Annotated in this window: 25 protein-coding genes and 1 pseudogene; 11 read left to right on the top strand and 15 right to left on the bottom strand. The window is 64.4% G+C overall.

Translation table 11 applies throughout. The features are described from left to right. The first annotated feature begins 149 nt into the window (after positions 1-149). The 4 genes from ACVOMH_RS08590 (at position 150) to ACVOMH_RS08575 (ending at position 3,095) form a co-directional block, all read left to right on the top strand. Positions 150-290 (top strand): DUF2256 domain-containing protein, encoded by a 141-nt coding sequence (locus ACVOMH_RS08590; protein ID WP_481551674.1) that lies wholly within the window; start codon positions 150-152, stop codon positions 288-290. Positions 291-301: 11 nt separating this feature from the next. Beyond that, the gene (locus ACVOMH_RS08585) at positions 302-967 is read left to right on the top strand and encodes an SDR family oxidoreductase (protein WP_481551673.1); all 666 of its coding nucleotides are present in this window, start codon (positions 302-304) and stop codon (positions 965-967) included. Positions 968-1,050: 83 nt separating this feature from the next. After that, positions 1,051-1,815 (top strand): EAL domain-containing protein, encoded by a 765-nt coding sequence (locus tag ACVOMH_RS08580; protein WP_481551672.1) that lies wholly within the window; start codon positions 1,051-1,053, stop codon positions 1,813-1,815. Next, a complete protein-coding gene (locus ACVOMH_RS08575; protein WP_481551671.1) occupies positions 1,803-3,095 on the top strand; it encodes a sensor domain-containing diguanylate cyclase in 1,293 nt (430 codons plus the stop codon). Before ACVOMH_RS08580 ends, ACVOMH_RS08575 begins: the two co-directional genes overlap by 13 nt. A gap of 201 nt (positions 3,096-3,296) precedes the next feature. Here the strand turns inward: ACVOMH_RS08575 and ACVOMH_RS08570 are convergent, their stop codons facing one another. From ACVOMH_RS08570 to ACVOMH_RS08550, 5 genes are all read right to left on the bottom strand, one after another. Beyond that, positions 3,297-3,836 (bottom strand): GTP-binding protein, encoded by a 540-nt coding sequence (locus ACVOMH_RS08570; protein WP_481551670.1) that lies wholly within the window; start codon positions 3,834-3,836, stop codon positions 3,297-3,299. Then, positions 3,833-4,786, bottom strand: coding sequence for a hypothetical protein (locus tag ACVOMH_RS08565; RefSeq protein ID WP_481551669.1), 954 nt, complete (start codon positions 4,784-4,786; stop codon positions 3,833-3,835). Before ACVOMH_RS08565 ends, ACVOMH_RS08570 begins: the two co-directional genes overlap by 4 nt. A 79-nt stretch (positions 4,787-4,865) precedes the next feature. After that, positions 4,866-5,225: a roadblock/LC7 domain-containing protein gene (locus tag ACVOMH_RS08560; RefSeq protein WP_481523870.1), complete on the bottom strand. Its 360-nt coding sequence runs from the start codon at positions 5,223-5,225 to the stop codon at positions 4,866-4,868. Positions 5,226-5,299: 74 nt separating this feature from the next. Next, positions 5,300-5,806: a roadblock/LC7 domain-containing protein gene (locus ACVOMH_RS08555; RefSeq protein ID WP_481551668.1), complete on the bottom strand. Its 507-nt coding sequence runs from the start codon at positions 5,804-5,806 to the stop codon at positions 5,300-5,302. Positions 5,807-6,362: 556 nt separating this feature from the next. Next, the gene (locus ACVOMH_RS08550) at positions 6,363-7,043 is read right to left on the bottom strand and encodes a BON domain-containing protein (RefSeq protein ID WP_481551667.1); all 681 of its coding nucleotides are present in this window, start codon (positions 7,041-7,043) and stop codon (positions 6,363-6,365) included. Between the two features lie 128 nt (positions 7,044-7,171). Between ACVOMH_RS08550 and ACVOMH_RS08545 the strand changes: the two genes are divergently transcribed. Together ACVOMH_RS08545 and ACVOMH_RS08540 are read left to right on the top strand one after the other, a co-directional pair. Then, on the top strand, positions 7,172-8,155 hold the full coding sequence (locus ACVOMH_RS08545; RefSeq protein WP_481551824.1) for a zinc-dependent alcohol dehydrogenase family protein: 984 nt from the start codon (positions 7,172-7,174) through the stop codon (positions 8,153-8,155). Positions 8,156-8,303: 148 nt separating this feature from the next. Then, positions 8,304-9,059 (top strand): Crp/Fnr family transcriptional regulator, encoded by a 756-nt coding sequence (locus tag ACVOMH_RS08540; protein WP_481551666.1) that lies wholly within the window; start codon positions 8,304-8,306, stop codon positions 9,057-9,059. 132 nt (positions 9,060-9,191) lie between these two features. Here ACVOMH_RS08540 and ACVOMH_RS08535 read toward each other — a convergent pair whose 3' ends face one another. The 3 genes and pseudogenes from ACVOMH_RS08535 to ACVOMH_RS08525 all read right to left on the bottom strand — a co-directional run bounded on the left by ACVOMH_RS08535 (position 9,192) and on the right by ACVOMH_RS08525 (position 11,215). Then, positions 9,192-9,392 carry an ATP-binding protein gene (locus tag ACVOMH_RS08535; RefSeq protein ID WP_481551665.1) on the bottom strand — a complete coding sequence of 67 codons (201 nt, stop codon included), beginning with the start codon at positions 9,390-9,392 and terminating at the stop codon, positions 9,192-9,194. Between the two features lie 367 nt (positions 9,393-9,759). Continuing rightward, positions 9,760-9,837 (bottom strand): annotated as a pseudogene (locus tag ACVOMH_RS08530) (hypothetical protein); the annotation flags it as partial. A gap of 622 nt (positions 9,838-10,459) precedes the next feature. Continuing rightward, positions 10,460-11,215 (bottom strand): response regulator, encoded by a 756-nt coding sequence (locus tag ACVOMH_RS08525; RefSeq protein ID WP_481551664.1) that lies wholly within the window; start codon positions 11,213-11,215, stop codon positions 10,460-10,462. 106 nt (positions 11,216-11,321) lie between these two features. Here ACVOMH_RS08525 and ACVOMH_RS08520 point away from each other — a divergent pair, with 106 nt between their 5' ends. Further along, complete coding sequence (locus ACVOMH_RS08520; protein ID WP_481551663.1) at positions 11,322-11,534, top strand: hypothetical protein; 213 nt, start codon at positions 11,322-11,324, stop codon at positions 11,532-11,534. A gap of 42 nt (positions 11,535-11,576) precedes the next feature. On the opposite strand, the gene ACVOMH_RS08515 is transcribed toward ACVOMH_RS08520, so the two are convergent. Continuing rightward, complete coding sequence (locus tag ACVOMH_RS08515; protein WP_481551662.1) at positions 11,577-12,194, bottom strand: N-acetyltransferase family protein; 618 nt, start codon at positions 12,192-12,194, stop codon at positions 11,577-11,579. A gap of 297 nt (positions 12,195-12,491) precedes the next feature. Between ACVOMH_RS08515 and ACVOMH_RS08510 the strand changes: the two genes are divergently transcribed. Beyond that, positions 12,492-13,865, top strand: coding sequence for an MBL fold metallo-hydrolase (locus ACVOMH_RS08510; RefSeq protein WP_481551661.1), 1,374 nt, complete (start codon positions 12,492-12,494; stop codon positions 13,863-13,865). A gap of 61 nt (positions 13,866-13,926) precedes the next feature. Here ACVOMH_RS08510 and ACVOMH_RS08505 read toward each other — a convergent pair whose 3' ends face one another. Further along, positions 13,927-14,373: an Hsp20/alpha crystallin family protein gene (locus ACVOMH_RS08505; protein WP_481551660.1), complete on the bottom strand. Its 447-nt coding sequence runs from the start codon at positions 14,371-14,373 to the stop codon at positions 13,927-13,929. Positions 14,374-14,796: 423 nt separating this feature from the next. Between ACVOMH_RS08505 and ACVOMH_RS08500 the strand changes: the two genes are divergently transcribed. The 3 genes from ACVOMH_RS08500 to ACVOMH_RS08490 are packed head-to-tail and all read left to right on the top strand — an operon-like array spanning position 14,797 to position 18,996. Continuing rightward, positions 14,797-16,350 carry a thymidine phosphorylase family protein gene (locus tag ACVOMH_RS08500; RefSeq protein WP_481551659.1) on the top strand — a complete coding sequence of 518 codons (1,554 nt, stop codon included), beginning with the start codon at positions 14,797-14,799 and terminating at the stop codon, positions 16,348-16,350. Further along, positions 16,347-17,288: a ribose-phosphate diphosphokinase gene (locus tag ACVOMH_RS08495; RefSeq protein ID WP_481551658.1), complete on the top strand. Its 942-nt coding sequence runs from the start codon at positions 16,347-16,349 to the stop codon at positions 17,286-17,288. The genes ACVOMH_RS08500 and ACVOMH_RS08495 overlap by 4 nt, the downstream gene beginning before the upstream one ends. A gap of 28 nt (positions 17,289-17,316) precedes the next feature. Continuing rightward, positions 17,317-18,996: an ABC1 kinase family protein gene (locus tag ACVOMH_RS08490; protein WP_481551657.1), complete on the top strand. Its 1,680-nt coding sequence runs from the start codon at positions 17,317-17,319 to the stop codon at positions 18,994-18,996. A 50-nt stretch (positions 18,997-19,046) separates the two neighbouring features. Here ACVOMH_RS08490 and ACVOMH_RS08485 read toward each other — a convergent pair whose 3' ends face one another. The 5 genes from ACVOMH_RS08485 to ACVOMH_RS08465 form a co-directional block, all read right to left on the bottom strand. Further along, the gene (locus ACVOMH_RS08485) at positions 19,047-19,787 is read right to left on the bottom strand and encodes a copper homeostasis protein CutC (protein WP_481551656.1); all 741 of its coding nucleotides are present in this window, start codon (positions 19,785-19,787) and stop codon (positions 19,047-19,049) included. After that, positions 19,784-20,791, bottom strand: coding sequence for a glycosylasparaginase (locus ACVOMH_RS08480; protein ID WP_481551655.1), 1,008 nt, complete (start codon positions 20,789-20,791; stop codon positions 19,784-19,786). The genes ACVOMH_RS08485 and ACVOMH_RS08480 overlap by 4 nt, the downstream gene beginning before the upstream one ends. Next, positions 20,788-21,855 (bottom strand): glucokinase, encoded by a 1,068-nt coding sequence (locus ACVOMH_RS08475; protein WP_481551654.1) that lies wholly within the window; start codon positions 21,853-21,855, stop codon positions 20,788-20,790. The genes ACVOMH_RS08480 and ACVOMH_RS08475 overlap by 4 nt, the downstream gene beginning before the upstream one ends. Before the next feature lie 89 nt (positions 21,856-21,944). Then, entirely contained in the window at positions 21,945-22,331 is a 387-nt protein-coding gene (crcB, locus tag ACVOMH_RS08470; RefSeq protein WP_481551653.1) for a fluoride efflux transporter CrcB, read from the bottom strand. A gap of 35 nt (positions 22,332-22,366) precedes the next feature. Further along, a complete protein-coding gene (locus ACVOMH_RS08465) occupies positions 22,367-23,662 on the bottom strand; it encodes a replication-associated recombination protein A (RefSeq protein WP_481551823.1) in 1,296 nt (431 codons plus the stop codon). Positions 23,663-23,702: the final 40 nt, after the last annotated feature.

Here is a 23,702-nt window from a genome sequence, read left to right as displayed (position 1 = left end):
TGGATGCATCCAGTGGCAGAGACGTTGCGTAGAAGCAGCGTGATCAGACGACCGCTCCTCCACTTGGATTGCTACCTGCTTTGGCCGGCCGGGCGGGATGCCTGCAGCCCGAAGGCAGCCTGTCCGCTGCCGGATGCGGAGGCGATCTGATGGCGCGGATGCGCAAAAAGGCCGAGCTGCCGCAAAAGCTCTGCGCAAGCTGCGCGCGGCCGTTCACGTGGCGACGCAAGTGGGCGCGAGACTGGGACAGCGTGCGCTACTGTTCGCAACGCTGCCGTCAACACCGATAAGGAACAGGAAAATGGGCAAGCGGATTTTGTTGGTCGGTGCCACCGGCCTGGTCGGCCAGGGTGTGCTGCGCGTGCTGCTGCAGTCCGACCAGGTGGAGGCGGTGAGCGTGCTGGTGCGGCGTCCCTTCACGGCCCCCGATCCCCGGGTGCAGGTGCTGCAGCTGGCGGATTTTTCCAGCGACGCACTGGACGGTCTGGACCTGCGCGGCCTGGACGCCTGCCTGTATTGCGCCGGGCCGCTGCCAGTGGGAATGTCCGAGGCCGCCTACCGCGAGGCGACCGTGGCGACCCTGGAGCGGGTCGTGGTGGCCTATGCCGCGGCCAATCCGGCCGGCTATGTGGCCTACATCTCCGGCATGGGGGCCGATCCCGACAGCAGGATGATGCCGCTGCGGGTCAAGGGGCAGGCCGAACAGGTGCTGGCACGCTCGGGGCTGGCCCATACCAGCCTGCGTCCGGGCGTGATGCGCCCGGTGCTCGGGGTGGCCTCGCCGCATCGGCTGCGCCGTGGCCTGTATGCCTTGGGGAGCCCCGTACTGGCGCTGGCCGCGGGTATCTGCCCGCAGGTGTTCACCAGCACCGAGGCGGTTGGCCGGTGCCTGCTGCGGCTGGTACTGGAGCCGCAGCAGCGGACAGCGGTCATCGAAAATGCCGGGATCGGCCGGCACGCCCGGTGATATCGGCCGGCCAAATGGCGTCTACCTTGCCCTGTACGGCATCGGCTATGCTCAGCGTCTTTAGCGCGCAGAGAGTAAACCGCATGCCTTCCATCGATATGCGTGCCGGTTGCGGCCTGTGCCGTGATGCGCAGCCACTGGATTTCGAATTCAGCTATGCCTTCCAGCCGATTATCGATGTGCATGCCCACCAGGTGTTCGCCCATGAGGCCCTGGTGCGTGGGCCGGCGGGGGAGCCTGCCAACTCGGTGCTGTCACGTATCACGCCAGACAACCGCTACCCGTTCGACCAGGCTTGTCGCGACAAAGCCATCCAGATTGCCGCGCGGCTGCAGATGCGCTCGCATCTGTCGATCAATTTCCTGCCCAATGCGATCTACCGGCCCGAGCTGTGCATCCGCTCGACCCTGCAGGCGGCGCACCGTTATGGCTTTCCGGTGGAACGGATCATCTTTGAAACCGTGGAAGGGGAGCAGGTCAGCGATGGCAAATGGCTTGCCGAAATCCTGCGCGAGTACAAGCGGATCGGCTTCAAGACGGCCATCGATGATTTCGGCGCCGGTTTTGCCGGCCTGAACCTGCTGGCCGATTTCCAGCCGGATATCGTCAAGCTGGACATGGCCCTGATCCGCGGCATCGACCACAGCAAGCCACGCCGCGCAATCGTGGCCGGGGTGGTGGCCATGTGCCGGCAGCTGGATATCGCGGTGATTGCCGAGGGCATCGAAAGCGCCGATGAGGCGCGCTGCCTGGCCGATCTGGGCATCAGTCTGATGCAGGGCTACTGGTTCGGCAGGCCGCAGTTCGAGTGCGTAGTGCGGGAAGAGGACATTCCGTGGACGATGTGACCACAGCCGGCGCGGAGAGCCAGTGGCTGGCACAGGCCGCACCGACTGTATTTGCCCACACCATCAGCCAGACCACCAGTGCCGTGTTGATCACCGACGCCAGTTTTGACGGCGACGGTCCACGGATCGTCTACGCCAACCCGGCGTTCTGCCGGATGAGCGGCTACCGGATGGAGCAGTTGATTGGGCGCAGCCCGCGCCTGCTGCAGGGCCCCCGCAGTGACCGTGCGCTGCTGGCCTCGCTGCGCGAGCACCTGCTGCAGGGGCTGCCGTTTACCGGCAGCACCGTCAACTACACGGCGGATGGCCGCCCCTACACCGTGGAGTGGAGCATCTCGCCGGTGCGCAATGCCGAGGGGGTGATCGAACATTTTGTTTCGGTGCAGAGCGATATCAGCGCGAGGATCGCCGCCGAGCAGGAGCGGCGGCTGCTGTTGCAGGCGCTGGACGCTGCCGCCGATCCGATCCTGATCACCGGTCGTGATACCGGGGTGGTATTCGTCAACGAGGCGTTCGCGCGGCTTACCGGCTATGCCGCCGAGGAAATCCTCGGGCAGTCGGCGCATATGCTGTATCCCTCGCACCAGGATCCGATGTTCCAACGCAACCTGCGGGCCAGCCTGCGTCAGCGCCAGCCTTTCCGCGCCACCTTCATCTACCGGCACAAGAGTGGGAGGCCGGTGCATGTCGAGCAGAGCATCGCGCCGGTAGTCAATGCCGCCGGGCGCATTTCCCACTACATCAGTACCGGCAAGGATGTCAGCGAGCGCGTCGAGCGTGAATCGCGGCTGCTGGAGATGGCCACGATCGACAGCCTGACAGGCCTGTACAACCGCCATGCCGGTTCCGGGCTGATGCGCCGGCTGGTCGATGAGGCGCGCCGCTCCGGGCACGCACTGAGTGTGATCTTGGCCGACATCGATTACTTCAAGGCGATCAACGATACCTATGGCCACAAGGCCGGCGATGACGCCTTGGCGCGAGTGGGCCAGGTGCTCAAAGCCTCGGTACGCGCAGACGATGTGGCCGTACGCTGGGGAGGCGAGGAATTTCTGGTGGTCCTTCCCCACTGTGATCTGTCTCAGGCACTGGAGCTGGGCGAACGGCTGCGCGCGGCCGTCGGGGCGACACAGGTCAGCGAGCACGCGGCATTTTCGCTGTCGATATCGGCCGGGGTGGCGCAGATGGCGGCCCAGGACACGGTCTCGGAGTTGTTGCGCCGCGCCGACCTTGCCATGTACCGCGCCAAGCGGATTGGCCGCAACAGCGTGGTTGGCTGAAAGAGAACGGTCGCGGTCAGTGCGGTGGCGGCGCGCCCTGCGGTCGGAACGCAGCTGCAAACTTTGACGGCGGCGCTTACGGCAGCGATTTGCCACGTATACACGGGCGCGGCCCGTCACGCGCCGCGATTGCCAACCTTTTAAATGCCCACCGTCATCCGCACGTGCCAACGCTGACCGTGGCAATGCGCCAGTGGCTGGTCAATGCCCGCCCGCGTAGCGGTAAGACAGCAATGAGCGCACCAGAAAGGTCACCTGCGCCGCATCGCGGGCATCCACCCGCATCACCGGCAGGCGGAAGCCGGCAGCGAACAGCGCCTGGCGGAACTCCGGAACCAGCACCTCACCGTGCTGGTCGGTGCGGGTCAGGCCCACGGCCAGGCTGGCGTCGGGGGCGATGCGCGAGAACTCCTGCAGCAGTTCGACGGTCGCGCTGACCCGCTCGGGCTGCGCGGCATTGACCAGCACGATGATCCCGAGCGCTCCTTCGCAGACCATCGGCCACATGAAATCCAGGTAGCGCTGGCCGGGCACACCGTAGATGTGCAGCAACTCGCCGTCCTCCAGCTCGATCGAGCTGTAGTCCAGGGCCACAGTGGTTTCCACCTTGTCGCCCTGCGCGTCCTGGCTCAACGGCATTTCCGTGCTCACCGGTTCGATATCGGAAATGGCGCGTATTGCGGTGGTCTTGCCTGCCCCCATGCCGCCGACAAAGACCAGTTTGTTTGCAGGAAGATTCATGCGTGTGCTGTCTTGAATAGAGTGAGGCCAAAGCGCCGCGCCACCCAGCTGAAGAAGCGGGAATCCTCGCGGTGGCGACCGGGATGGGACGCGACGTTGCCGGTGGTCGCTGCCTGGGCCAAGCCACTGGCGGCGGCCGCCGCGAACAGGGCGTTGACCGTGCTGACGGGGATCTGGCAATGCGCGGCCAGTGCATTGGCCTGCCAGGGGCGGGCATGCAGGCAGGCGACAGCCAGCAGCCAGCCGGCAGGGAGATCGACACCCCACAGGTCAGGCCAGTGCTCCAGCTGCAGCACCGTATCGGCACTGCCCGTGGGCAACAGCTGCGGACGGTGCCGGACCAGGCAGAAAAACAGCGCTTCCAGCGATTGCCGCTGGGGCAGCCGCTGGCGGTAGGGGTGGTTGAAATCGGCACGGCTCAGGTGGCTGGATGCCCAGCGGCTGTCATCGAGCTGCGCGACCAGTTCGAGCAGGCCCAGGTTCGCGGGCAGGGCTAGGCTGCGGGTGACCGGATCAATCACCACCTGGAGCGCACCACATTGCAGCAGGTACAGCGTATCGACGGGGGCCTGCGTCTGCGCCAGCTGCAGCAGCAATGGCGGGGTGGCTTCCGGGCTGTTGCGGCGCCGGACGGCCAGCAGGGCGGACAGCTTCTGGTTCAGGCTGGCCACGGCGGCACCATGGGCCAACTGGTCCGCTGCGTCCGGATCGACGTGGCGGGAGATGATCAGGCTGGGGATGTCCATTTCCCGCGCCCGGGCCAGCACCGCCGCTGCCCCGGGCTCATCGATGCCGATCACCAGCAGATCAGCCTTGCTGCCATTCCATGGCTGCAAAGTGGCGTCCAACCGCTGTGCCAGCAATAGTGAACACGCCAGCTTCAGCCGGGTCTGGTGCAGCAGATCCAGGCCAAAGGCGGCCACGTCAACGGTGCGGATGGGAGGACTCATCAGGGCAGGGGGAGCGCGCCAGGTGGCTGCCGTCCGGGGGCTGTGGAGCTGCCCGGACGTCAGACGGAAGTACAGGAAATCAGCTGAAATCCAGGGTCTTTTCAAACGCCTTGAGCTCGTGGCGGGCCATTGCCAGGTTGGCCCTGCTGCGGTCCAGGACCACGTACAGGAACAGCAACGGGTTGCTTTCCAGCGGACGGATCAGGTGGTACTGGGTGCTCAGGGTGATCAGGATGTCTTCCAGGGTGTCGTCAAGCCCGAGCTGGGAGGCCACGCGGCGCTTGGCGCGGACCACCTCGGTATTGCCGGCGGCGGCCAGTTCCAGGTTGATATTGCCGCCGCCATGCATGGCCAGTGCCATGCCGCTGTCGCTGTCGACCAGGGCGGTACCGACGAAACCAGACAGGGTGTTGAGCTGGTCGAGAATCAGGTTGGACATGGGAAATTCCTTGCAGGTAACAAAAAGAGCGGGCCGACAAGGCCACGCCGGGGAGGGTCGGGTGCCGGTGGCGGTCAGCCGTTGAGCAAGGCGCCGAGGCGGACGCCACATTCACGCGCATGGAAGCGCAGCACCGCCAGGTTCAGTGCACTGTCGGCCACGGCGGTGAGTGTCAGCGGGCTGTCGGCAGGGATTCGGATCAGCACCACATTGCCCAGTGGCGTGCAGATCGTGGCGTACTCGGCTTTGTCCAAAGCCAGCTCCCGCGATACCGTCTCGCCCAGGGTCAGGAAGGAGTTGGCCATCGCCGCCAGCCGGCGGCCATCGATCGGCAGCGAGGAGTCCTCGGCAATCGCGCGACCATCGGCGGTGGACAGCATCAGCAGGGACAATCCCGGTTCGCGCAGGCGTGCGTGTGCAAGGACCGTCGTGATCGCGGCGGTGTCATAGCCTTGACGTGAAGCGGTATTGGCAGCGCTGCCGCCGACCAGTTGGGCGATGGTGCTGGGGTAAACAGGCCGTGGCGCGGTGTTCGCCGCTTGAGCGGCCGCACCGGATTGGCCGGTCACGCTTGGGGTCATGACAACATCTGCGATTAAAACAACTGGCGGCCTTTACGCAGGACCGGGGCAATTGGATGCAGTCCATGCGCAGGGGGTCACAGACAGCCATAGAGCAGTGCTGTCGCCATATGGGGAGGATCGCGCTCGTTCCCCGGATCACATCGCCGGACACAAGCTCATGTGCCGCGACCAGAACCACCTCACCCTCACGTATCCCCCGCGCCTGGGGGGATGCGCGGATTCCGCAATGCGTGAAGTACGCGTTCGGATTTGCGGCCCCGGTAGCGCATCAGTCCGACCACCGCTGCCTTGCTGCGGATCACCAGACCACCGAAAGACGCCAGCGCCCTCCGATCAGCAACAACATCGGCAGCTGCAGGACACCCCACACGATATGCAGCCAGGCGCGGTGATCCGCTGTGGAGCGGATTGGCCATGCGCAGGCGACGGCCGATGGCGGGGTGGTGCCCATGTTCCTTGTGCGAAAGCTATACGTACTGTTGCCACCCTCGCACCCAGTGCAACAGCCCGAGGGGAGCAGTACCCACCGGACCCGGCAGGCAGGGGACGCTGATCATCCGATCCGCAGATTGTCCTCCACGCTGCGCACACCGGACGTCGACCAGACGGCACGCTTCACGGCTTGGCGTTCGCTCCAGTCATCCACCTCGCCGCTGATGGCGACTTTGTCGCCATGCACTTCTATGTGGATACGCGCGGCCTCCACCTCGGCATGGCGTTTGAGCGCGTCGGTGATCCGCGATCTGATGTCGCTGGCTTCCACCTCCGGGACCAGCTTGATGTCGTTGGTGATGCCGGTGACACCGGAGAGCTTGTGCACTTCGGATTCTGCGGCTTGGCGCTGGAAATTCCAGTCGACCTGACCGGACAGGGTGATCCAGCCATCGGTCACTTTGACCCGGACGGTATCCTTGGGAATGAGGGTGCTCCAGGACAGCAGACTGAGTGCACGTTCGGCGATCTCCTCATCACTCCACTTGCCGTCCGGCGTCAGGCGGACCGTGATCTCCTGCGCCAATCCCGTCACTCCCTTGACACGCCAGACGGCGCGCTCGGCCGCCACCTTCTGCAGGTAGCTGGGAACATGCCCGGACAGCGTGGCGACGCCATTGTTCACAGCCACGCCGATATTGGCGGCGTCGACGATCGGCTCGAAGTCCAGCTCATCGATAATATTCTGGCGGATTTCTTTATCGTTCATGTCTTTGTGTGACTGCTGCAGGGGGACTTGCATTTGCGCCCCATCCAGTCGCACGCATATTGACCTCGGTCAATATTTCCTCCGCCCGTGGCGGCTATGCCTGTATGACGGCCCCCGGTCTCCGGTGTCCGGGATCAACGAGGGCATGGACTGTGAAAGCGATGGTTCTGCGTGCAATAGGGCAACCGCTGGAGTTCGAGGAACGGCCCGATCCGGTGCCAGGCGATGCCGAAATACTCGTCCGCGTCGAGGCGTGTGCGATCTGTCGCACCGACCTGCATGTGGTTATGGGAGAACTTCCCGATCCGCGGCTCCCGCTTGTTCCCGGTCACGAGATCGTCGGCATTGTCGAGCGCACTGGGCGAAAGGTGAGCACGCCCGTTCAAGGAACAAGGGTAGGCATTCCATGGCTTGGCCATACCTGTGGTGTCTGTCCCTATTGCATGATTGGCGAGGAGAACCTGTGCGACGCGCCGGGGTTCACCGGCTACAGCAGGGACGGGGGCTTTGCCACCCACGTACTGGTCGATCCGGATTACGCGTTCCCGCTGCCCCGCCAGGCAGACCCGACCGAGCTGGCGCCATTGATGTGCGCGGGTCTCATAGGATGGCGTTGCCTGCGCATGGCCGGTGATGCGGGCCGCATCGGCCTGTACGGTTTTGGCGCGGCCGCGCACATCCTGACCCAGGTATGCCGCAGTCAGGGAAGGCAGGTGCACGCATTCACGCGCACAGGCGACCGGGCAGGGCAGGCGTTCGCACTGTCACTGGGCGCTTGCTGGGCCGGGAGTTCCGAACTGCCGCCGCCGTACCCGCTGGATGCGGCCATTATTTTCGCGCCGGTGGGCGACCTGGTGCCGTTGGCGTTGGCCGCGGTACGCAAAGGCGGACACGTGATCTGTGGCGGCATCCATATGAGCGATATCCCTTCGTTCCGCTATCGGCTGCTATGGGAGGAACGCCATCTCCAGTCGGTGGCGAATCTGACCCGCAGCGACGCCCGTGAATTCCTGGCCATGGCACCACGCATGGGCGTACGCACTGCGGTGACCGTCTATCCACTGCAACAGGCGAACGAGGCGCTGGCCGATGTCCTGGACGGACGTATCCAGGGAGCGGCGGTACTGGTGCCACCGCCGGCATGATGCCGCGGTTCCGTGCATCTCCTGCCCAGGCCATCCTGTATGGCAGGACGAGTGAGGTTACAAACGGTTACACACCGTTACCTGATCGAGACAATCCCCGAAGGAGGGGCATGTAGCCTCGGCGCAGATACCGCCGGGCTTAACTCCCATGCTGCAGCTCCGCAGTTCTCGGTCCGAAGTTTTCCGACCCCCGGATGCCAGGGCGATACCGGCTGTCGATCGCGCACTGGACGGTAGCGATCTGAAAGCGCTGCTGGGTGAGCGGCCCTTGCGGCATCGTGTGCTCAGGGCCAGGGAATATGTCTTCCGTGCCGGACAGCCGCGCCGCTCGCTGTTCCTCATCAATTCCGGATTCTTCAAAATCTGCGTGGCCAGTGCAGATGGAAGAGAGAAAGTGGCCGGTTTCAGGATGAAAGACGACGTCCTCGGGCTGGATTCGCTGGGGATGGAGGTTTTCGCGTGCGATGCCGTGGCCTTGGATGTCGGCGAAATATGGGAGTTGCCGTATGTGCGGCTGTGCACTTCGGTGCCGCAGTTTGAACACTGCATCACCTCACTGCTGGCCAAGGAAGTGCGCCGGGACTGGAGCTGGATGCTCACCCTTGCCACTTTCAGTGCCGACCAGAAAGTTGCCTTCTTCCTGCTGGATCTGGCGGATCGCATGAGCACGCAGGGCTTCAGTCGCGAATGCATGAGATTGCGCATGACCCGCGCCGATCTGGGCAGCTTCCTGGCCTTGAAACTGGAAACAGTGACCCGCACTCTGGCGCGCCTGCAGGAGCAGGGCATGATCTCCGTGCGGGGAAGGGAAATCACCCTGCACGACGCCCCTGTGCTGGCGGCGCTTTTGCAGGGCGCAGCTTTTCCCGGCTCCGCCCACCTCAACGATCCTGTTGTCTCCTGAACACGCTATCGAAGCTGGCCGCGTCCCTTGGACGACAGCCGCCCCTGCACCGGAAAGACAATCCGCCAGGGCGCGGCCGATAATTGTCTTTCCAGGCAGCGGCGTTGCTCCGGCGCAGCAGGCAAAAGCGCCTCATGTGAGGTCTGCACCGCAATTCACCGGCAGATGCCGATAGACGGTGATCCCTCGTCCGGGTCCACTGTCAATCCACAGATCCCCACCGCTCTGCCGGGCGAAGCTGTGCGCCATGCTCAGCCCCAAGCCGCTGCCGTGGCCTTCCTGCTGGGTGGTGAAGAAGGGCTGCAGGGCATGCGACAGCACCGCGCTGCTCATTCCGCAGGCGGTATCGGCAACGGTGATCAGCAGATACTCGCCTTCCTGCAATCAGGCAGGTATTCCGGGGTGGGATGTCAGCCCCCGTGTCTTGATCGCGATCTCGCCCGCTTGCGGCAATGCATCGCGTGCCTTCAACGCCAGGTTCAACAACGCTGTATCCAACTGGGCGGGGTCCGCATGCGCCTCGGGTAGATCGTCCGGACACTGCAAGGTGCACACGCACATTCCCGCCCAAAGTACGCCCCAGCGTCTGCTCGACAGCGTGCAGGGCGGTCTTCAGATCGAGCGATTGCAGGGCCATACGCTGGTGGCGTGCCAGCGACACCAGCTTCCCCGTCAGCGCCGTGCCACGGCCCACCGAATGCAACACGCTTCCGATCAACCTGCGTACTCGGGGAGTCTTTGGATATTCGGTTTGCAGCAATTGCAGGTTGCCGGACATGAGGGCCAGCAGATTGTTGAGATGGTGCGCGATACCTCCGGCCAACTGGCCCAGGGCATCAAGACGCTGTTTGTGGGCCAACTGGTCCTGCCTGTTTTGCCATTGTTTGAGGACGGCGATCAGGGTGGCAAAGGATTGCAAAAGGTGCTGCGCGTCGTGATCGAATCCACAAGGCTTGCCGGATTAGCACGAGCAGCGCGCCCATGGGGAAGTCCAGGTCGAGCAGGGGCAGCAGCGCGGCACTGCGACATCGCTTTCGTGTCTGGCCCCCAACGCGAGCTGCCCGTAATGCGTAACCAGCGCGTCGTATCGTGCGCGGGCACCGGCCTGCGGCTCGCGGATGCCGCCGGAGAGGTCGCGGGTCGATGCCAGCCAACGCACTTCGCCTTCAGCATCAATGGGGCCCAGGGTGATTTCCAGCGTGAACGGGCTGCCTTCAAGGCGACGACCGGACAGGGCCAGGCCGGCAACTCCCAATGGACCATGCGCTTTCAGGCACCCGCGTCTGGATGGAAGCACCGTGCAATCCATCGCGCTCATAGCCGAACAGCCGCAGCGCCTGCCGGTGGGCGCGGACGATACCGCCCGTGCCATCCGTCAGCAAGAGCGCATCGGGTAAGCCTCAGAGCGCTCGGCGACCATACTCGATGTGACTTCTGATGACATCGACGGCGAGCAGATAGCCCGCCCCGCGCACGGAGCGGATCATGTGGGGAGAGTGGGGATCGGCTTCTATCTTTTTCCGTAGGCGTCCTATGCCGACATCGACCGCGCGATCGAACGGCCCGGCTTCACGGTTGTACAGGACGTCCATGAGTTCATCACGGGTCAGCACCTGCTTCGGCTTTCGCAGCATGGCCAGCAGGAGCTGGTAGTCGCCGGTGGTCAGCGGTATTTCACTGCCATCCGGGGCGCACAGACACCGGCTGCTGGTATCCAGCCGGTGGCCTGCGAACTGCAGGACCAGGGAGGGCACGGCCGTCACAGCCGATTCTGCAGTCGAGGCCCTGCGCAACACAGATCTGATCCTGGCCAGCAGCTCGCGCAGGTCGAACGGCTTGGAAATGAAATCATCGGCTCCCGCTTCCAGCCCGACCACACGTTCCACCGGCTCCCCCCGGCCGCTGAGAACGATGATGGGGCCTGCCCAGGTGGTGCGGACATGGCGCAACAACGCCAATCCATCCTCGTCCGGCAAGCACAGCTCCAGGAGAATCAGATCGGCGCCGGCACGCTCAAAACAGGCCCGCAACTCGCGGCCGTTGCGCGCGCCCGCCACCTTGAATCCGTGTTTGTCGAGATAGCGCGACAGCAGCGCTACGATTTCTTCATCGTCATCGACTATGAGGATCCGCTTTTCAACACAAGACGTATGCATTGTAGGAACATCGGCGGGCTTTTCACTACAGGGACAATATCGGCGCACTGCCGCCCGGAACCCTGCTGCTGAAGCGATACCGGGCGCAAGGTGGACGGAGCACGGGATGGCGGAAGACCGTCACCCCAGAAATGCGCTCGTTTCGTGGTGTCCGCTCATCGTCGCACCGGGGGAGCAATACGCCGTGAAGACGTATTCGCCGATCGCCAACCGGGCGCGGGCGATCGATCCGGCGGGGGTGACCCGAAGGTTGATCACGCTGGTCCAGACAGACCGGATCGGCCATGAGGCGGCCCGCAAACTGCCGATGGCGGGATGACCGGGCGATGCCCGGTGCTCCGTGATTTACGCACCGGAGGGTTCAGGAAACCTGCTTTCCAGCCGGTATTCGACGCCGGACCAAGGGGATGGCCTCCACGGCCAGGTCCTTAAGGTCGAGGGTATAGATCAGCTGATGGGGATCCCCGGGATCTGGCACCGAATGAAAACCGAAGGCCAGAGCCAGATCGTGCATTTCCTGGTTCTGGGCAAAATCCACCGATTGCAGGCGGCGCAATCCGTGGTCATGTGCCACGGCCTTGAGGCAGTCCATCAAGGCGGTCCCCAGCCCCAGGCGCTGCCAGGCGTCGGTGACCACCACGGCGCATTCCGCTGTGGCGCCTGAGGCATCCACGGCATAGCGGCTTACCCCGACAATCCGGTATCCGCTGTCTTCCGGGACGGTGGCGACCAACGCCACATCACGGACATAGTCGATATCGGTCAATTGCCGGATGAACGCATCGCTGGGATGGCGGAGTTCGCCCAGAAAGCGGTTGCGCCGGGTTTTCGCGGAAAGCGATTCGATGAAGGCGCGTTCGGCCGGCGCATCGTCGGGTCCTATCGGGCGGATGAGCACGGTGGCTCCATTTCCCAGTGTTGCGTCCCACTGCGGGTAATCCGGCCCCAGCTGGGCGGTCAGTAAGGGCGGACGGTTCATGGCAACCTCCAGGCAACGGGATCTCATACTCAAGGGCCGGGCACCCGGGGGTATTGACCTGCATCAACTTTCCATCCCGGGGCCGGATCTTCAGGCCAGGCGAAAGGGAAGGGCATCGGTTGGAAATTTGCATGGGTGCTCCCGATGCAATCGTTGACTGCGGGAGCATCCGGCTCACCAGGGCTATTGTTTTTGATCCTGCTCAAGTCCACGGTAGACATCGGCTGACATCCTGCAGCCACTGCACGCCCTGGAAAGGCGCCGAGGAGCCGAACCCCAATGTCCGCTCAATCGAACATGTTCCGCCTCACGTTCCTTGGTGCCACCGCGACCGTTACCGGGTCGCGCTACCTGATCGAGACTGCACAGTCCCGGGTGCTGGTGGATTGCGGGTTGTTCCAGGGGTACAAATCGCTACGCCTGCGGAACTGGAGTCCGTTGCCGTTGCAACCGGCTTCCATCGATGCGGTGGTTTTGACGCATGCCCACCTGGACCACAGTGGCTACCTGCCTCGCCTGATCCGCGAAGGGTTTTCCGGGCCGGTGTGGTGCACACCCGCCACACGCGACCTGTGCGGCATCCTGCTGCCCGATTCCGGGCACCTGCTCGAGGAGGAGGCTGAGTATGCCAATCACAAGGGCAGCTCAAAGCACCATCCCGCCGAACCCCTCTACACCGAAGAGGATGCACGCCGCAGTCTGGGACAATTCCGTCCCCAGCCGTTCGGGCACGCGTTTGAACCGGCCCCCGGCCTGGAAGCGGTACTGCATCCGCAGGGCCACATCCTCGGGGCTGCCGCCGTATCGATGCGCTGCCAGGGCCAACGGGTCACCTTCAGTGGCGATGTGGGGCGACCGGTGGATCCGGTGATGCGAGCGCCGGCACCGCTGACCGACTCCGACTGGCTGGTGGTCGAATCGACCTACGGCAATCGACGCCACCTGCCGCTCACGCTGAAGCAGGAATTGCGCGAAGTGCTGACGCGCGTCCTGGCACGGGGCGGGGTGGCCGTCATTCCGGCCTTCGCGGTCGGCCGCGCGCAGCTGCTGTTGCATGTGATCGCGCAATTGCAGGCAACCGGTGAAATTCCGCGTGCCCCGGTATATCTGAACAGCCCGATGGCAGCTGACGTCACCGCTCTGTATCAACGCTACCAGGATGAACACAGCCTCGGCCCCCAGGAGCTGCGGGCGCTGCAGCACACAACCCGGATCATCAACAGTGTGGAGGAGTCCAAGGCGCTGAACCGACAGCATGGACCCATGATCATCGTCGCCGCCAGTGGCATGGCGACGGGCGGACGCGTTCTGCATCACCTGATCGCCTTCGCGCCGGATCATCGCAACGCCATCCTGCTGTCCGGGTTCCAGGCCGGAGGCACCCGCGGTGCCTCGCTGGCGCGGGGGGATACCACCCTCCGTATCTATGGCCAGGATGTGCAAGTCCGCGCGGAGGTGGTACAGCTGGGCTCAGCCTCTTCCCACGTGGATGCCGACGAAATGATGGCGTGGCTGCGTACCGCGCCGCGGCCACCGCGAGGTGTATTCATCACGCATGGGGAAGCGGATGCCGCCGACGCGCTGCGCCTGCGCATCCAGCGCGAACTGCAATGGAAAGCACATGTGCCCGAGTATGGAGCGCAAGTCGATCTGCTCGCGCAAAGTGGCTAGGACTGCACTGCCGGCAGTGCCAGAGAGGGTGCCGGCGGTTGCAGGGGCGCTGTCCGGTTTACTACTCGACAGCGAGGCGTTTTGCCGAGGTGCCGATCTTTTTGGGCAACGACAGGGTAAGCACCCCGCCGTCATAGGTGGCCTTGGCATTGGCGTCGTCTATCTCGGTGGGTAGAGAGAAGGACCGGTAGGCCTCGCCGCTGTAACGTTCGCTATAGATTTCCTTGTCATTGTCACGCGATTTCTCGCGCGTCACCTGGGCACGGACGGTGACCTGGTTGCCCTCCACGGAAATCGCGATGTCCTTCTTCTTGACCCCCGGCATATCCACGTTGACCAGATAGCTTTTTTCATCCTCGTGCACATCCAGACGCATATCCATGACCCTTTCGTATTCACGAGACAGGGTTGGAGTACCGCCTAGACCACGCAGGAAATCTTCGAAGCCCAGCAGCCGGTCCAGCCGGCCGAGCGGATTGACGGGGGTCCAACGGGTGGGAATGGCCATGGCCGGAAGCCTCGCGAGTGGGAATGGATGGGCAGCGCGATTCCCGCTGCCGCGATCGACTATGCGGCGGCCCGATTCGGCTGTGTTGACCGAGGTCAACGTTCGGGCGGGTTTCCTGTTGACGGGGCCGATAGCTGGATAAAGAGGCTGCCCGCGCTCATGGCCCCCACCGGGGTGCTCGTTCCGGACGCCCCGTCATCCACGAAGAAATACGGTAATGCGCGTTTCACTTTCCGCGACACCCTGGCGGATTCCGTCGGCGACAGGTGCGCGGGTAAAGCAGGATGTAGGGCTGTCCTGGACGTGCATAATGGAAATCGATCAATGACACGCGCCAGCCGGCGTCGCAGGACATCGGCCAGGCTCCGTCAGGCGCCAGTCTTCAGGCGCCAGTCCAATTTCGGCCGGGTCTGGAGTCTTTGCATGCATGCATCGGGCAGCTGTTGCGAACCAGGTGATCTCGCCATCGAGGAAAGCCTCCGGTTGCCATTGCGCCGCGCCGGAATAGACACCTATCGACAGCCAGTGCTGTACCTGCGCCAAGGCTGCCTGGTATGTCGTGCGGAAGGATTCGCCGCCCTGACACGGGTGAAAGTGATCTGTGGTGATCGCGAAGTGATCGCCCTGTTGAACGTGGTGACCGGCGACTGGCTTGGCGAAAATGAAGCGGCGCTTTCGGATGTCGCCTGGCAGGCGCTCAATCCCGCGGAAGGCGCGTTGGCCAGTTTCTCCCATGCCGAATCGCCCGAGTCGAGCCAGATACTCCGGGCCAAGGTGTTCGGCGCCCACTTGTCCGAGAATGAGTTCACCCTGGTGCTGCGGGATGTTCTGGCCACCCGTTTTTCCGATATCGAGCTGGCCGCCTTCCTGACCGCCTGCGCCGGCGACCGGATGAACCTGGAGGAATCCGTGGCGCTGACCCGGGCGATGGTGGCTGTCGGCAACCGGCTTGACTGGGGCGCCGGCCCGGTACTGGACAAACACTGCGTGGGCGGCCTGCCAGGGAACCGTACAACGCCGATTGTGGTGGCGATCGTCGCCGCGCTGGGCTACCGCATACCCAAGACCTCTTCGCGCGCCATCACCTCCCCGGCCGGTACTGCGGATGTGATGGCGACCATGACCCGCGTGGACCTGGAACTGGATACCCTGCGCCGCGTGGTGGAGCGCGAGGGTGGCTGCCTCGCAGCGGGCGGAAAAATGGGACTGAGTCCTGCCGATGACGCGCTGATACAGATCGAGCGTCCCCTGGATTTCGACAGCGACGGGCAGATGGTTGCCAGCATCCTCTCGAAGAAGGTCGCCGCCGGGTCGACGCATGTATTGATCGATATTCCAGTGGGTGCGACGGCCAAGATCCGCTCACCGGCGGCGGCCGACGCAATCGCGCGCCGCCTCGGATTCGTCGGCGAGGCCATGGGGATGCGGGTAGGAATCCATCTCTCCGATGGACGGCAGCCGGTGGGTCGGGGCATCGGACCGACGCTGGAGGCGCACGATGTCCTGGCGGTCCTGCGCAATACGCCGGATGCCCCCGAAGACCTGCGCAGGCGGGCGCTGGATATCGCCGGAGCCGTACTGGAGCTGCTGCCCGATATCGCGCCCGGCAGCGGGCGGGCGAGGGCAGCGCAGGCGTTGGCCTCCGGAGCGGCGCTGCAGAAATTCATGGCGATCTGCTCGGCACAGGGCGGGTTCCGCGAACCGGGACGTGCCCGGTTCACGCGCCCCTTTCCCGCGCCCGGTGGCGGCTGGATCGCCGGTATCAACAATCGCCAGTTGGCCCGTATTGCCAAGCTGGCCGGCGCACCACACGACCCCGCCGCCGGCGTGGTATGTCTGCTGCGTGAAGGCGACCGCGTCGAGCCGGGCCAACCGCTGTTTATGGTTCACGCCGAGACGCGTGGGGAGTTGGCCTATGCGCTCGCCTACGCCTGCGGCCACCCGGACATTCTGGCCATCCGTGGCGACCGGCCATGACCATCGTACTGCTGCCTTTTCCGGATGACATTCCACTGGCCACCGCGGTGGCGGCGCGGCTTGGTGCCCGCCTGGGCCGCTTCCAGTGGCGGCATTTTCCCGATGGCGAATCGCTGGTGACCATCGACGAAAACCTCGCCGGGGCCGAGGTGGTGCTGTTCGCCAGCCTCAATGATCCGGATCGCAAAGCGCTGCCGCTGCTGTATGCCGCCAAGACAGCGCGGCAACTTGGCGCCAGACGGGTAGGGCTGGTGGCGCCCTATCTGGCATACATGCGCCAGGACGCACGCTTTCACGCGGGCGAGGCGGTCAGCGCGCCGATATTCGCGGGCTTCCTGGAGCAGGGCATCGAGTGGCTGGTGACCGTGGCTCCGCATCTGCATCGCATCCCCGCGCTCGCCGATGTGTTCCGCATTCCCACAACATGCGTCGCTGCAGCGCCATCACTGGCGGACTGGATAAGGCGCGAAGTACCCGATCCAGTCCTGATCGGTCCTGACGGTGAAAGCGCCCAGTGGGTGGCAGCCATCGCCGGTGAACTGCATGCGCCGTATCAGGTGATGCGCAAGGTTCGCCATGGCGACCAGGACGTGGCAGTGAGCTTGCCCGATGCGGAAAAGTTCCGTCATTGCACACCGGTGCTGGTGGACGACATCGTATCGACCGGCCACACCCTTGCGGCGCTGCTGGGGCATCTGCATGCGCTGCAGCTGCCGGCAGCCGTCTGCGTGGTGATCCATCCGATCTTCGTCGCCAATGCCTGGGAGTCGCTGCAAAACGCGGGAGCGGGGCGGGTTGTCAGCACCGACAGCATCGCCCATCCCAGCAATGCCATCAGTCTGGCGGAGCCGATCGCCAACGCTGTCGCATCTGCCTGCGCAGCGCCGATCGCTCCGGCAGTACGTGATTGCGGACAAGCGCCCCCGCACCCCCTATGAGTGTGTTCCAAACCAGAAGGCACGAGTCATGTGGGAGATGCTGATCGCAAGCCAGGATCTGGGCCGGGTGCAGGCATTGGCTGCGATTCTGGCTCGTTACGGTTTCGGGGATCTGCTCGGCCGATTGGGACTGGCACCGGCGCTGGCCCGTGCCGGCGCGGTGGTGCCACTGAGCCGCCTTGAAGCGCTGGTGGCACTACCCGCGCCGGTACGTGTGCGGCGCGCGATGGAAGAAATGGGACCGTGTTTCGTCAAGCTGGGGCAGATCCTTGCCACACGGGTGGATCTGTTCCCGCCGGAATGGATCGCCGAGTTCAGCCGGCTGCAGAATGCCGTGCCGCCGGTGTCCTTCGACGCCATCCGCGCCGAGATCACCGGGGCGTTGGGCGCAACGCCTGAATCGGCCTTCCTCTGGCTGGACCCCAAACCGCTGGCAGCAGCCTCGATCGCCCAGGTGCATCGCGCGCGTCTGCACGATGGGCATGACGTGGTGGTAAAGGTTCGACGTCCGGGAATCCGGCCCATCATCGAGGCTGACCTGCGCCTGCTGCAGTACCTGGCAAAGCGGATGGAGGCGAAGTTTCCCGACTTGCGCCGCTTCCATCCGGAGGCGGTGGTGCGGCAGTTCAAGACATCCCTGATGGGCGAGCTCGACCTCGTGGCCGAATGCCGGAACGCAGAACGCATTGCAACGAGCTTCGTCGATGACGATCGCATCGTCGTGCCGGAAGTGCACTGGTCCTTCACCCGGGAACAGATGAACGTGCAGGACTTCATCGATGGCATTCCCGTTGCCGACCTCGCTGCGTTGAAAGCGGCGGGAGTGGATTGCAAGCAGGTGGCGCGGACCGGGGCGCAAGCGGTACTGAAGATGATGCTGGAAGATGGGTTCTTCCATGCCGATCCGCACCCGGGAAATGTGTTCGTATTACCCGAAGGGCGGATCGGCATTATCGACTTTGGAATGGTCGGACGCCTTTCGTCCGCGCGGCGCGCGGAAGTGGTGAGCCTCTTGTTTGGCCTGGTCGAGCGTGATCCTGAGGGGGTGACCGAGGTACTGCTGGAATGGACCGAACAATCCGGTGTCGAAGAAATCCAATTGACTGCCGACATCGAGGGCTTCATCGACCGCTACCACGGTGTGCCGCTGGGCCAGCTGGACCTGACAGGCATGTTGCTCGAGGTGACGTCATTGTTGCGCTCACATCAGCTCGCGTTGCCGGCCGACCTCGCGCTGCTTATCAAGGTCTGCCTGACCCTTGAAGGTTTGGGATGCAGCCTGGATCCGGACTTTGAAATGGCCGGTCAGGCGCGCCCGTTCCTGCGTCGCGCGGTGGCGGCACAATGGGGGCCTGTCGCGCTGACGCGACGCAGTGCCCGGGGTTTGATGGATGCCGCTGGCTTGTTGACAGCATTGCCGCGGGAGCTTCATCGGCTTCTGCGAGGCGTGCGCAGCGGGCGCGCGCGCGTCCGTATGGAAGTCGGCGAGCTGAAAGAGTTCAGTCGCCAGATGGCGCACTCGGCCAATCGGCTGGCCGGAAGCATGGTGATCGCGGCGCTGATCGTGGGTTCTTCCATCACCATGACGGTCAAGGGCGGACCGGTGTTACTTGGCTTGCCGCTTTTCGGACTTCTCGGTTTTATCGGCGCGGCATTCGCCGGCATATGGCTGTTGTGGTCGATATTTCGCAGTGGCGGAGGGCGGTAGTGGAACCGAGCCACTGAAAACGCCATTTCGCATAATGTATATTATGTCAATCAGATCGAGGCCCGATCCAGTGCGCGCCGCAGCTCGGCAATCGTGCCTGCATCGGATTGAACCCAGTCGTTTTCCAGGCCGATCAATGCGGGGTTCTGGTGTCGCATCATCGAATGTCGAACGGATTTGGCTGAGGCGTGCAGCTCGCGACAGCCTGAGCGTCGGGCCACATCCCCGATGTTGCCGGCGTTCAAACCGGCGCCGGCCATCAACGTGATGTGGGATCCGGCCTTGGCCACCAGCGATGCCAGTACCGGGCTGCCGTCGACGGCGCTGGTGCAGCCGCCCGAGCTGAGTATCCGGTGCGCGCCCAGTGCGATGACCTGATCCAGCGCGTTCGACAAATCACCGGTGGCATCAAAGGCACGATGGAACGTAATACCTAACGGGCCGGCGGCGGCAACCATCTGGCGACAGAGCGCCATGTCGATTTCGGCATCCGCCGTCAGTGCGCCAATGACCACGCCATCACAGCCCCGTTGCCGGCAATGTTCGATATCGCGCAGCATGATCTCCGCCTCAAGCTCGCTGTAAAGGAAATCGCCCGGCCGCGGACGGATCAGCACAAACAGCGGAATCCGCAGCCGGTCACGCACAACCGCGATGGTGCCCATCGATGGCGTGGTTCCCCCATGTTCGAGGTTATCGAACAGCTCGACCCGGTCAGCGCCACCTTCCTGCGCGGCCACGGCCGACGTGGCCGAATTGCAGGCGATTTCAAGCAGGTAGCGGGTGCTCACACCTGCGTGCTCGTGTAGACCGAAGGCGAATCCAGCAGCGCGTCCTGCTTCTTGCTGTCACAGACCGCGTAAACGAAGCCACGGTGCAATGCATACGCGCCAATCTCCCCACTGCGATTCATCGCCAGGAAGCAGACCTGCAGCGTGCGGCTGGCTTCCGGGCGTTTGCGCACCACACGCTGGATCGCCTCCTGGCAGGCTTCGGCGGGCGAATGCCCCTGGCGCATGAGTTCGACCACCAGAAACGAAGCAGCATTGCGGATCATTTCCTCGCCTACGCCCGAAGCGGTCGCCGCGCCGACGTCGTTGTCGACATACAGACCGGCGCCAATGATCGGACTGTCCCCCACCCGGCCGTGCATTTTCCACGCCATGCCGCTGGTGGTGCAGGCCCCGGCCATCTGGCCGCTTTCATCGATGGCCAGCATGCCGATCGTGTCGTGGTTGTCCTTGTCGCCGGGACGCCCTCGCCGCTCGGCATTGATCTGCGGCGCGTAGTTCTCGGTCTTGAGCCATTCGCGCCACGCTTTCTCGGCTTCCGGCGTCAGCAGCTTCTGCCGTTCGAATCCCTGCTGCACGGCGAACTGCTGGGCCCCCTCGCCCACCAGCATCACGTGCGGGGTCTTTTCCATCACCCGCCGTGCCACCGATATCGGATGCAGGATGTCGGTCAATGCCGCCACCGAACCGCAACGGCCGTCGCCGGCCATGATGCTCGCATCCAGCGACAAGACGCCGTCGCGATCGGGATTGCCGCACCGGCCCACCGTCGGATTGCACAGGTCACTCTCGGCCCAGCGCGCCCCGGCTTCCACCGCATCCAGCGCGCTGCCGCCCGCGGCAAGCACCTTCCAGGCGGCCTGATTGGCACCCACGCCGAAGTCCCAGGTGGACACCACGCGCGCGCCACGCGCGTCCACCGGTGAGGCCAGCAACCTCGGCGCGGCACCACCAAGGGCGCCCAGCAGCGCGGAGGTCTGCAAGAATTGCCGACGTGTCCTCATTCACCGTGCTCCGTGGCTGACCGGCGAGCAGCTGCGGAGAGGGCGTTTTCGGCATGCCATGCCAATGCACCCAGCACCCCCAGTTCGCCGTGTTCGATACGCCACACCGGGACCTGCCGCAGTGCCGGCGAGAGCCCGCCCTTGGACAGGAACCGTTGCTGGAAGCCATCACCATGCAGTTCGGCAGCCAGGTGCCCGGTAATGCCCCCCGTCAGATAGACCGATTGTGCGCCGAATGTCAGCGCCAGATCACCGGCCAGGCTGCCCAGCCACGCGGCGAACATCTGCGTGCTTTCTAGCGCGAGGGGATCGGTGTCGGCCCGTGCCGCCTGGATGATCTGCGCCGGTGTCTGCCATTGGGCCGGTGCCGCGCGCAGCTCGCACAGGCAGGTGTACAACGCCACCAGCCCCGGCCCGGACAATATCCGTTCGTTGTCGACGTGCGCATGCTGTTGCGAGAGCAGTCGCAACACGTCCTGCTCTAAGGGGGTGCCGGCGGAAAGAGCCGCGTGCCCCGCCTCGCTGGAAAGCACGCCATCAGCCAGCCGCAGGGCCACTCCCAGTCCCGTTCCCGGCCCCAGCACCAGGGCCGGCAGGCGCATTGCCTGCGCATCCTCCCCATAGATCCGCTGCATGGCGGCGGCATCGGCATACGGCAGCGCCTGGGCCACGGCGACAAAGTCATTGATCAGCGCCAGCTGCTCCAGCCCCGCGTCACGACGGGTACGTGACAGCGACACCGGCCAGGCCAGGTTCGTGTTGAGCAGGTCATCACCATCGAGCACGCCAGCAATGGCGACCACCGCAGACTGGATCGTCGGCGCCAGATTCTCCGTGTGCAGCCAGTGGACATAATCGCGCAGGATCGCGGCCAGGCTGGGATGCTCGGCGCAAGTGTATTTGCGGAACCCGTTCACCTGGATGGGGTCGCCCGGCCGCAGCGTCGCCCAGCCCAGCCGCGCATAGGTTCCGCCGACGTCTGCGCCGATGATCGCGGTCGAAGTCGTCAAATTGCCGCATTCATCGAAACGGGTACCGGCGTTGTCCGCCACTGGATCGCTCATCCCTGCTTCTGCCTGTGCTGCATGTTTCTTTGACGCCTGTGTCGTGGAGCGCGAATGATGCGGCAAGGCCCCCCGTTAGGAAACCCGTCTCATGCCAAGGAACGCGCCAGCCGCCAGGACCACCAGCCCAACGCGGTCATCGACAGCGAGCCCCCCAGGTGCAGCGCGATCGCCAGCAGTCCCCAGCCCAGCTGCTGGCGCTGCAGCAGATCCACGACCTCGGCAGAGAAGCTGGAGAACGTGGTCAGGCCGCCCAGCAGGCCAGTCACCACAAAAAGCCGCCATTGCGGTGGAAGCTCGGGGTGGCTGGTGAAAAATGCCAGGGCCAGTCCGACTGCATAGCCGCCCAGCAGATTGGCTGCCAGCGTTCCCAGCGGAACCGTGCCATGCACCGGGTTCAGCCAGATGCTCAGAGCAAACCGCAGCCAGGCGCCGATGGCCGCGCCCACTCCGATGGCCAGGAACGAAAGCCACATCACTCAGTCTCCGCCCAGAAGGGAACTGCGCGCTGTCATTTGCGCGCCGCCTGCGCCTTTTCGCGCGCCGCACGCAACCGGTCCAGCTTCTCCTTGAGCTTGATTTCAAGGCCGCGCTCGACCGGCTGGTAATACACGCGCTCGCCCATTCCATCTGGGAACGCGGTCTGGTCCAGCGCGATGCCGCCCTCCACATCGTGGTCGTACTGGTAACCCTGGCCGTATCCCAGCGTCTTCATCAACCGGGTCGGGGCATTGCGCAGGTGCAGCGGCACCGGCTGGGTGCCCAGCTCGGCGACGTCGGCCCGGGCGGCCTTCAGCGCCATGTAGGCCGCGTTGGATTTGGCGGTGCTGGCCAGATAGACCACCAGATTGGACAGCGCGATATTGCCCTCCGGCGCGCCGATCCTGTCATAGGCATTCCAGACATTGATCGCCATCTCCAGTGCCCGTGGATCGGCCAGCCCGACGTCTTCCACCGCCATGATGGTCAGCCGCCGCAGCAGATAGGATGGATCGCAGCCGCCGTCGATCATCCGTGCCAGCCAGTAGATCGCGCCATCCGGGTTGGAGCTGCGCACCGATTTGTGCAACGCCGATATCTGGTCGTAGAACTGCTCGCCGCCCTTGTCGAAACGGCGGGTGCGATCGGCCAGGACCTGCAACAGGGTCTCGGGCGTGATTTCCCCGCCCTCGCCCGTCGCCAGCTCGGCGGCGATCTCCAGCAGGGTAAGGGCGCGGCGCACGTCGCCATCGGCGGCGCGGGCGATCTCCAGCAGGGAGTCCGGAGAGACGCGGATGCCCTGCTCTCCCAATCCGCGCGCGGAATCGTGCAAGGCCCGCTGCAATGCTTCAACCACATCCTCCGGCGAAACCGATTCGAGCACATGGACCCGGCAGCGCGACAGCAGCGCCGAATTCAGCTCGAAGGACGGATTCTCGGTGGTGGCGCCAACAAAGATGATCGTGCCGCGCTCGATATGCGGCAGGAAGGCGTCCTGCTGGGCCTTGTTGAAGCGGTGCACCTCATCGACGAACAGCACCGTGCGACGGCCTTCGGCAAAGCGCTGCGCCGCCTCGGCCAGCACCTGGCGCACCTCCGGCAAGCCTGAGAGCACGGCTGAAATCGCTTTGAACTCGGCATCGGCGTATTGGGCCAGCAGCAGGGCCAGCGTGGTCTTGCCGCAGCCCGGTGGGCCCCACAGGATCATCGAGTGCACATGCCCGGATTCAACCGCGCGGCGCAACGCCGTGCTGGGAGCCAGCAGCCGCTTCTGCCCAACCATCTCGTCCAGGGTGCGCGGACGCATGCGTTCGGCGAGCGGACGCATGCTGTCGCGATCGGCACTCAGCAGGTCGGCGGGCGTATCA

The sequence above is a fragment of the Stenotrophomonas sp. STEN013 genome, assembly GCF_056760355.1.
Note: the sequence above shows the minus strand (reverse complement) of the source record. Positions and strands in the feature narration are given on the sequence as shown.

Bases quoted from the DNA above. Each gene is read 5' to 3' on its own strand.
- ACVOMH_RS08590 (WP_481551674.1), top strand. From the start codon at position 150: ATGGCGCGGATGCGCAAAAAGGCCGAGCTGCCGCAAAAGCTCTGCGCA.
- ACVOMH_RS08585 (WP_481551673.1), top strand. From the start codon at position 302: ATGGGCAAGCGGATTTTGTTGGTCGGTGCCACCGGCCTGGTCGGCCAG.
- ACVOMH_RS08580 (WP_481551672.1), top strand. From the start codon at position 1,051: ATGCCTTCCATCGATATGCGTGCCGGTTGCGGCCTGTGCCGTGATGCG.
- ACVOMH_RS08570 (WP_481551670.1), bottom strand. From the start codon at position 3,836: ATGAATCTTCCTGCAAACAAACTGGTCTTTGTCGGCGGCATGGGGGCA.
- ACVOMH_RS08565 (WP_481551669.1), bottom strand. From the start codon at position 4,786: ATGAGTCCTCCCATCCGCACCGTTGACGTGGCCGCCTTTGGCCTGGAT.
- ACVOMH_RS08560 (WP_481523870.1), bottom strand. From the start codon at position 5,225: ATGTCCAACCTGATTCTCGACCAGCTCAACACCCTGTCTGGTTTCGTC.
- ACVOMH_RS08555 (WP_481551668.1), bottom strand. From the start codon at position 5,806: ATGACCCCAAGCGTGACCGGCCAATCCGGTGCGGCCGCTCAAGCGGCG.
- ACVOMH_RS08550 (WP_481551667.1), bottom strand. From the start codon at position 7,043: ATGCAAGTCCCCCTGCAGCAGTCACACAAAGACATGAACGATAAAGAA.
- ACVOMH_RS08545 (WP_481551824.1), top strand. From the start codon at position 7,172: ATGGTTCTGCGTGCAATAGGGCAACCGCTGGAGTTCGAGGAACGGCCC.
- ACVOMH_RS08540 (WP_481551666.1), top strand. From the start codon at position 8,304: ATGCTGCAGCTCCGCAGTTCTCGGTCCGAAGTTTTCCGACCCCCGGAT.
- ACVOMH_RS08535 (WP_481551665.1), bottom strand. From the start codon at position 9,392: ATGAGCAGCGCGGTGCTGTCGCATGCCCTGCAGCCCTTCTTCACCACC.
- ACVOMH_RS08525 (WP_481551664.1), bottom strand. From the start codon at position 11,215: ATGCATACGTCTTGTGTTGAAAAGCGGATCCTCATAGTCGATGACGAT.
- ACVOMH_RS08520 (WP_481551663.1), top strand. From the start codon at position 11,322: ATGGCGGAAGACCGTCACCCCAGAAATGCGCTCGTTTCGTGGTGTCCG.
- ACVOMH_RS08515 (WP_481551662.1), bottom strand. From the start codon at position 12,194: ATGAACCGTCCGCCCTTACTGACCGCCCAGCTGGGGCCGGATTACCCG.
- ACVOMH_RS08510 (WP_481551661.1), top strand. From the start codon at position 12,492: ATGTTCCGCCTCACGTTCCTTGGTGCCACCGCGACCGTTACCGGGTCG.
- ACVOMH_RS08505 (WP_481551660.1), bottom strand. From the start codon at position 14,373: ATGGCCATTCCCACCCGTTGGACCCCCGTCAATCCGCTCGGCCGGCTG.
- ACVOMH_RS08500 (WP_481551659.1), top strand. From the start codon at position 14,797: ATGCATGCATCGGGCAGCTGTTGCGAACCAGGTGATCTCGCCATCGAG.
- ACVOMH_RS08495 (WP_481551658.1), top strand. From the start codon at position 16,347: ATGACCATCGTACTGCTGCCTTTTCCGGATGACATTCCACTGGCCACC.
- ACVOMH_RS08490 (WP_481551657.1), top strand. From the start codon at position 17,317: ATGTGGGAGATGCTGATCGCAAGCCAGGATCTGGGCCGGGTGCAGGCA.
- ACVOMH_RS08480 (WP_481551655.1), bottom strand. From the start codon at position 20,791: ATGAGGACACGTCGGCAATTCTTGCAGACCTCCGCGCTGCTGGGCGCC.
- ACVOMH_RS08475 (WP_481551654.1), bottom strand. From the start codon at position 21,855: ATGAGCGATCCAGTGGCGGACAACGCCGGTACCCGTTTCGATGAATGC.
- crcB (WP_481551653.1), bottom strand. From the start codon at position 22,331: ATGTGGCTTTCGTTCCTGGCCATCGGAGTGGGCGCGGCCATCGGCGCC.
- ACVOMH_RS08465 (WP_481551823.1), bottom strand. From the start codon at position 23,662: ATGCGTCCGCTCGCCGAACGCATGCGTCCGCGCACCCTGGACGAGATG.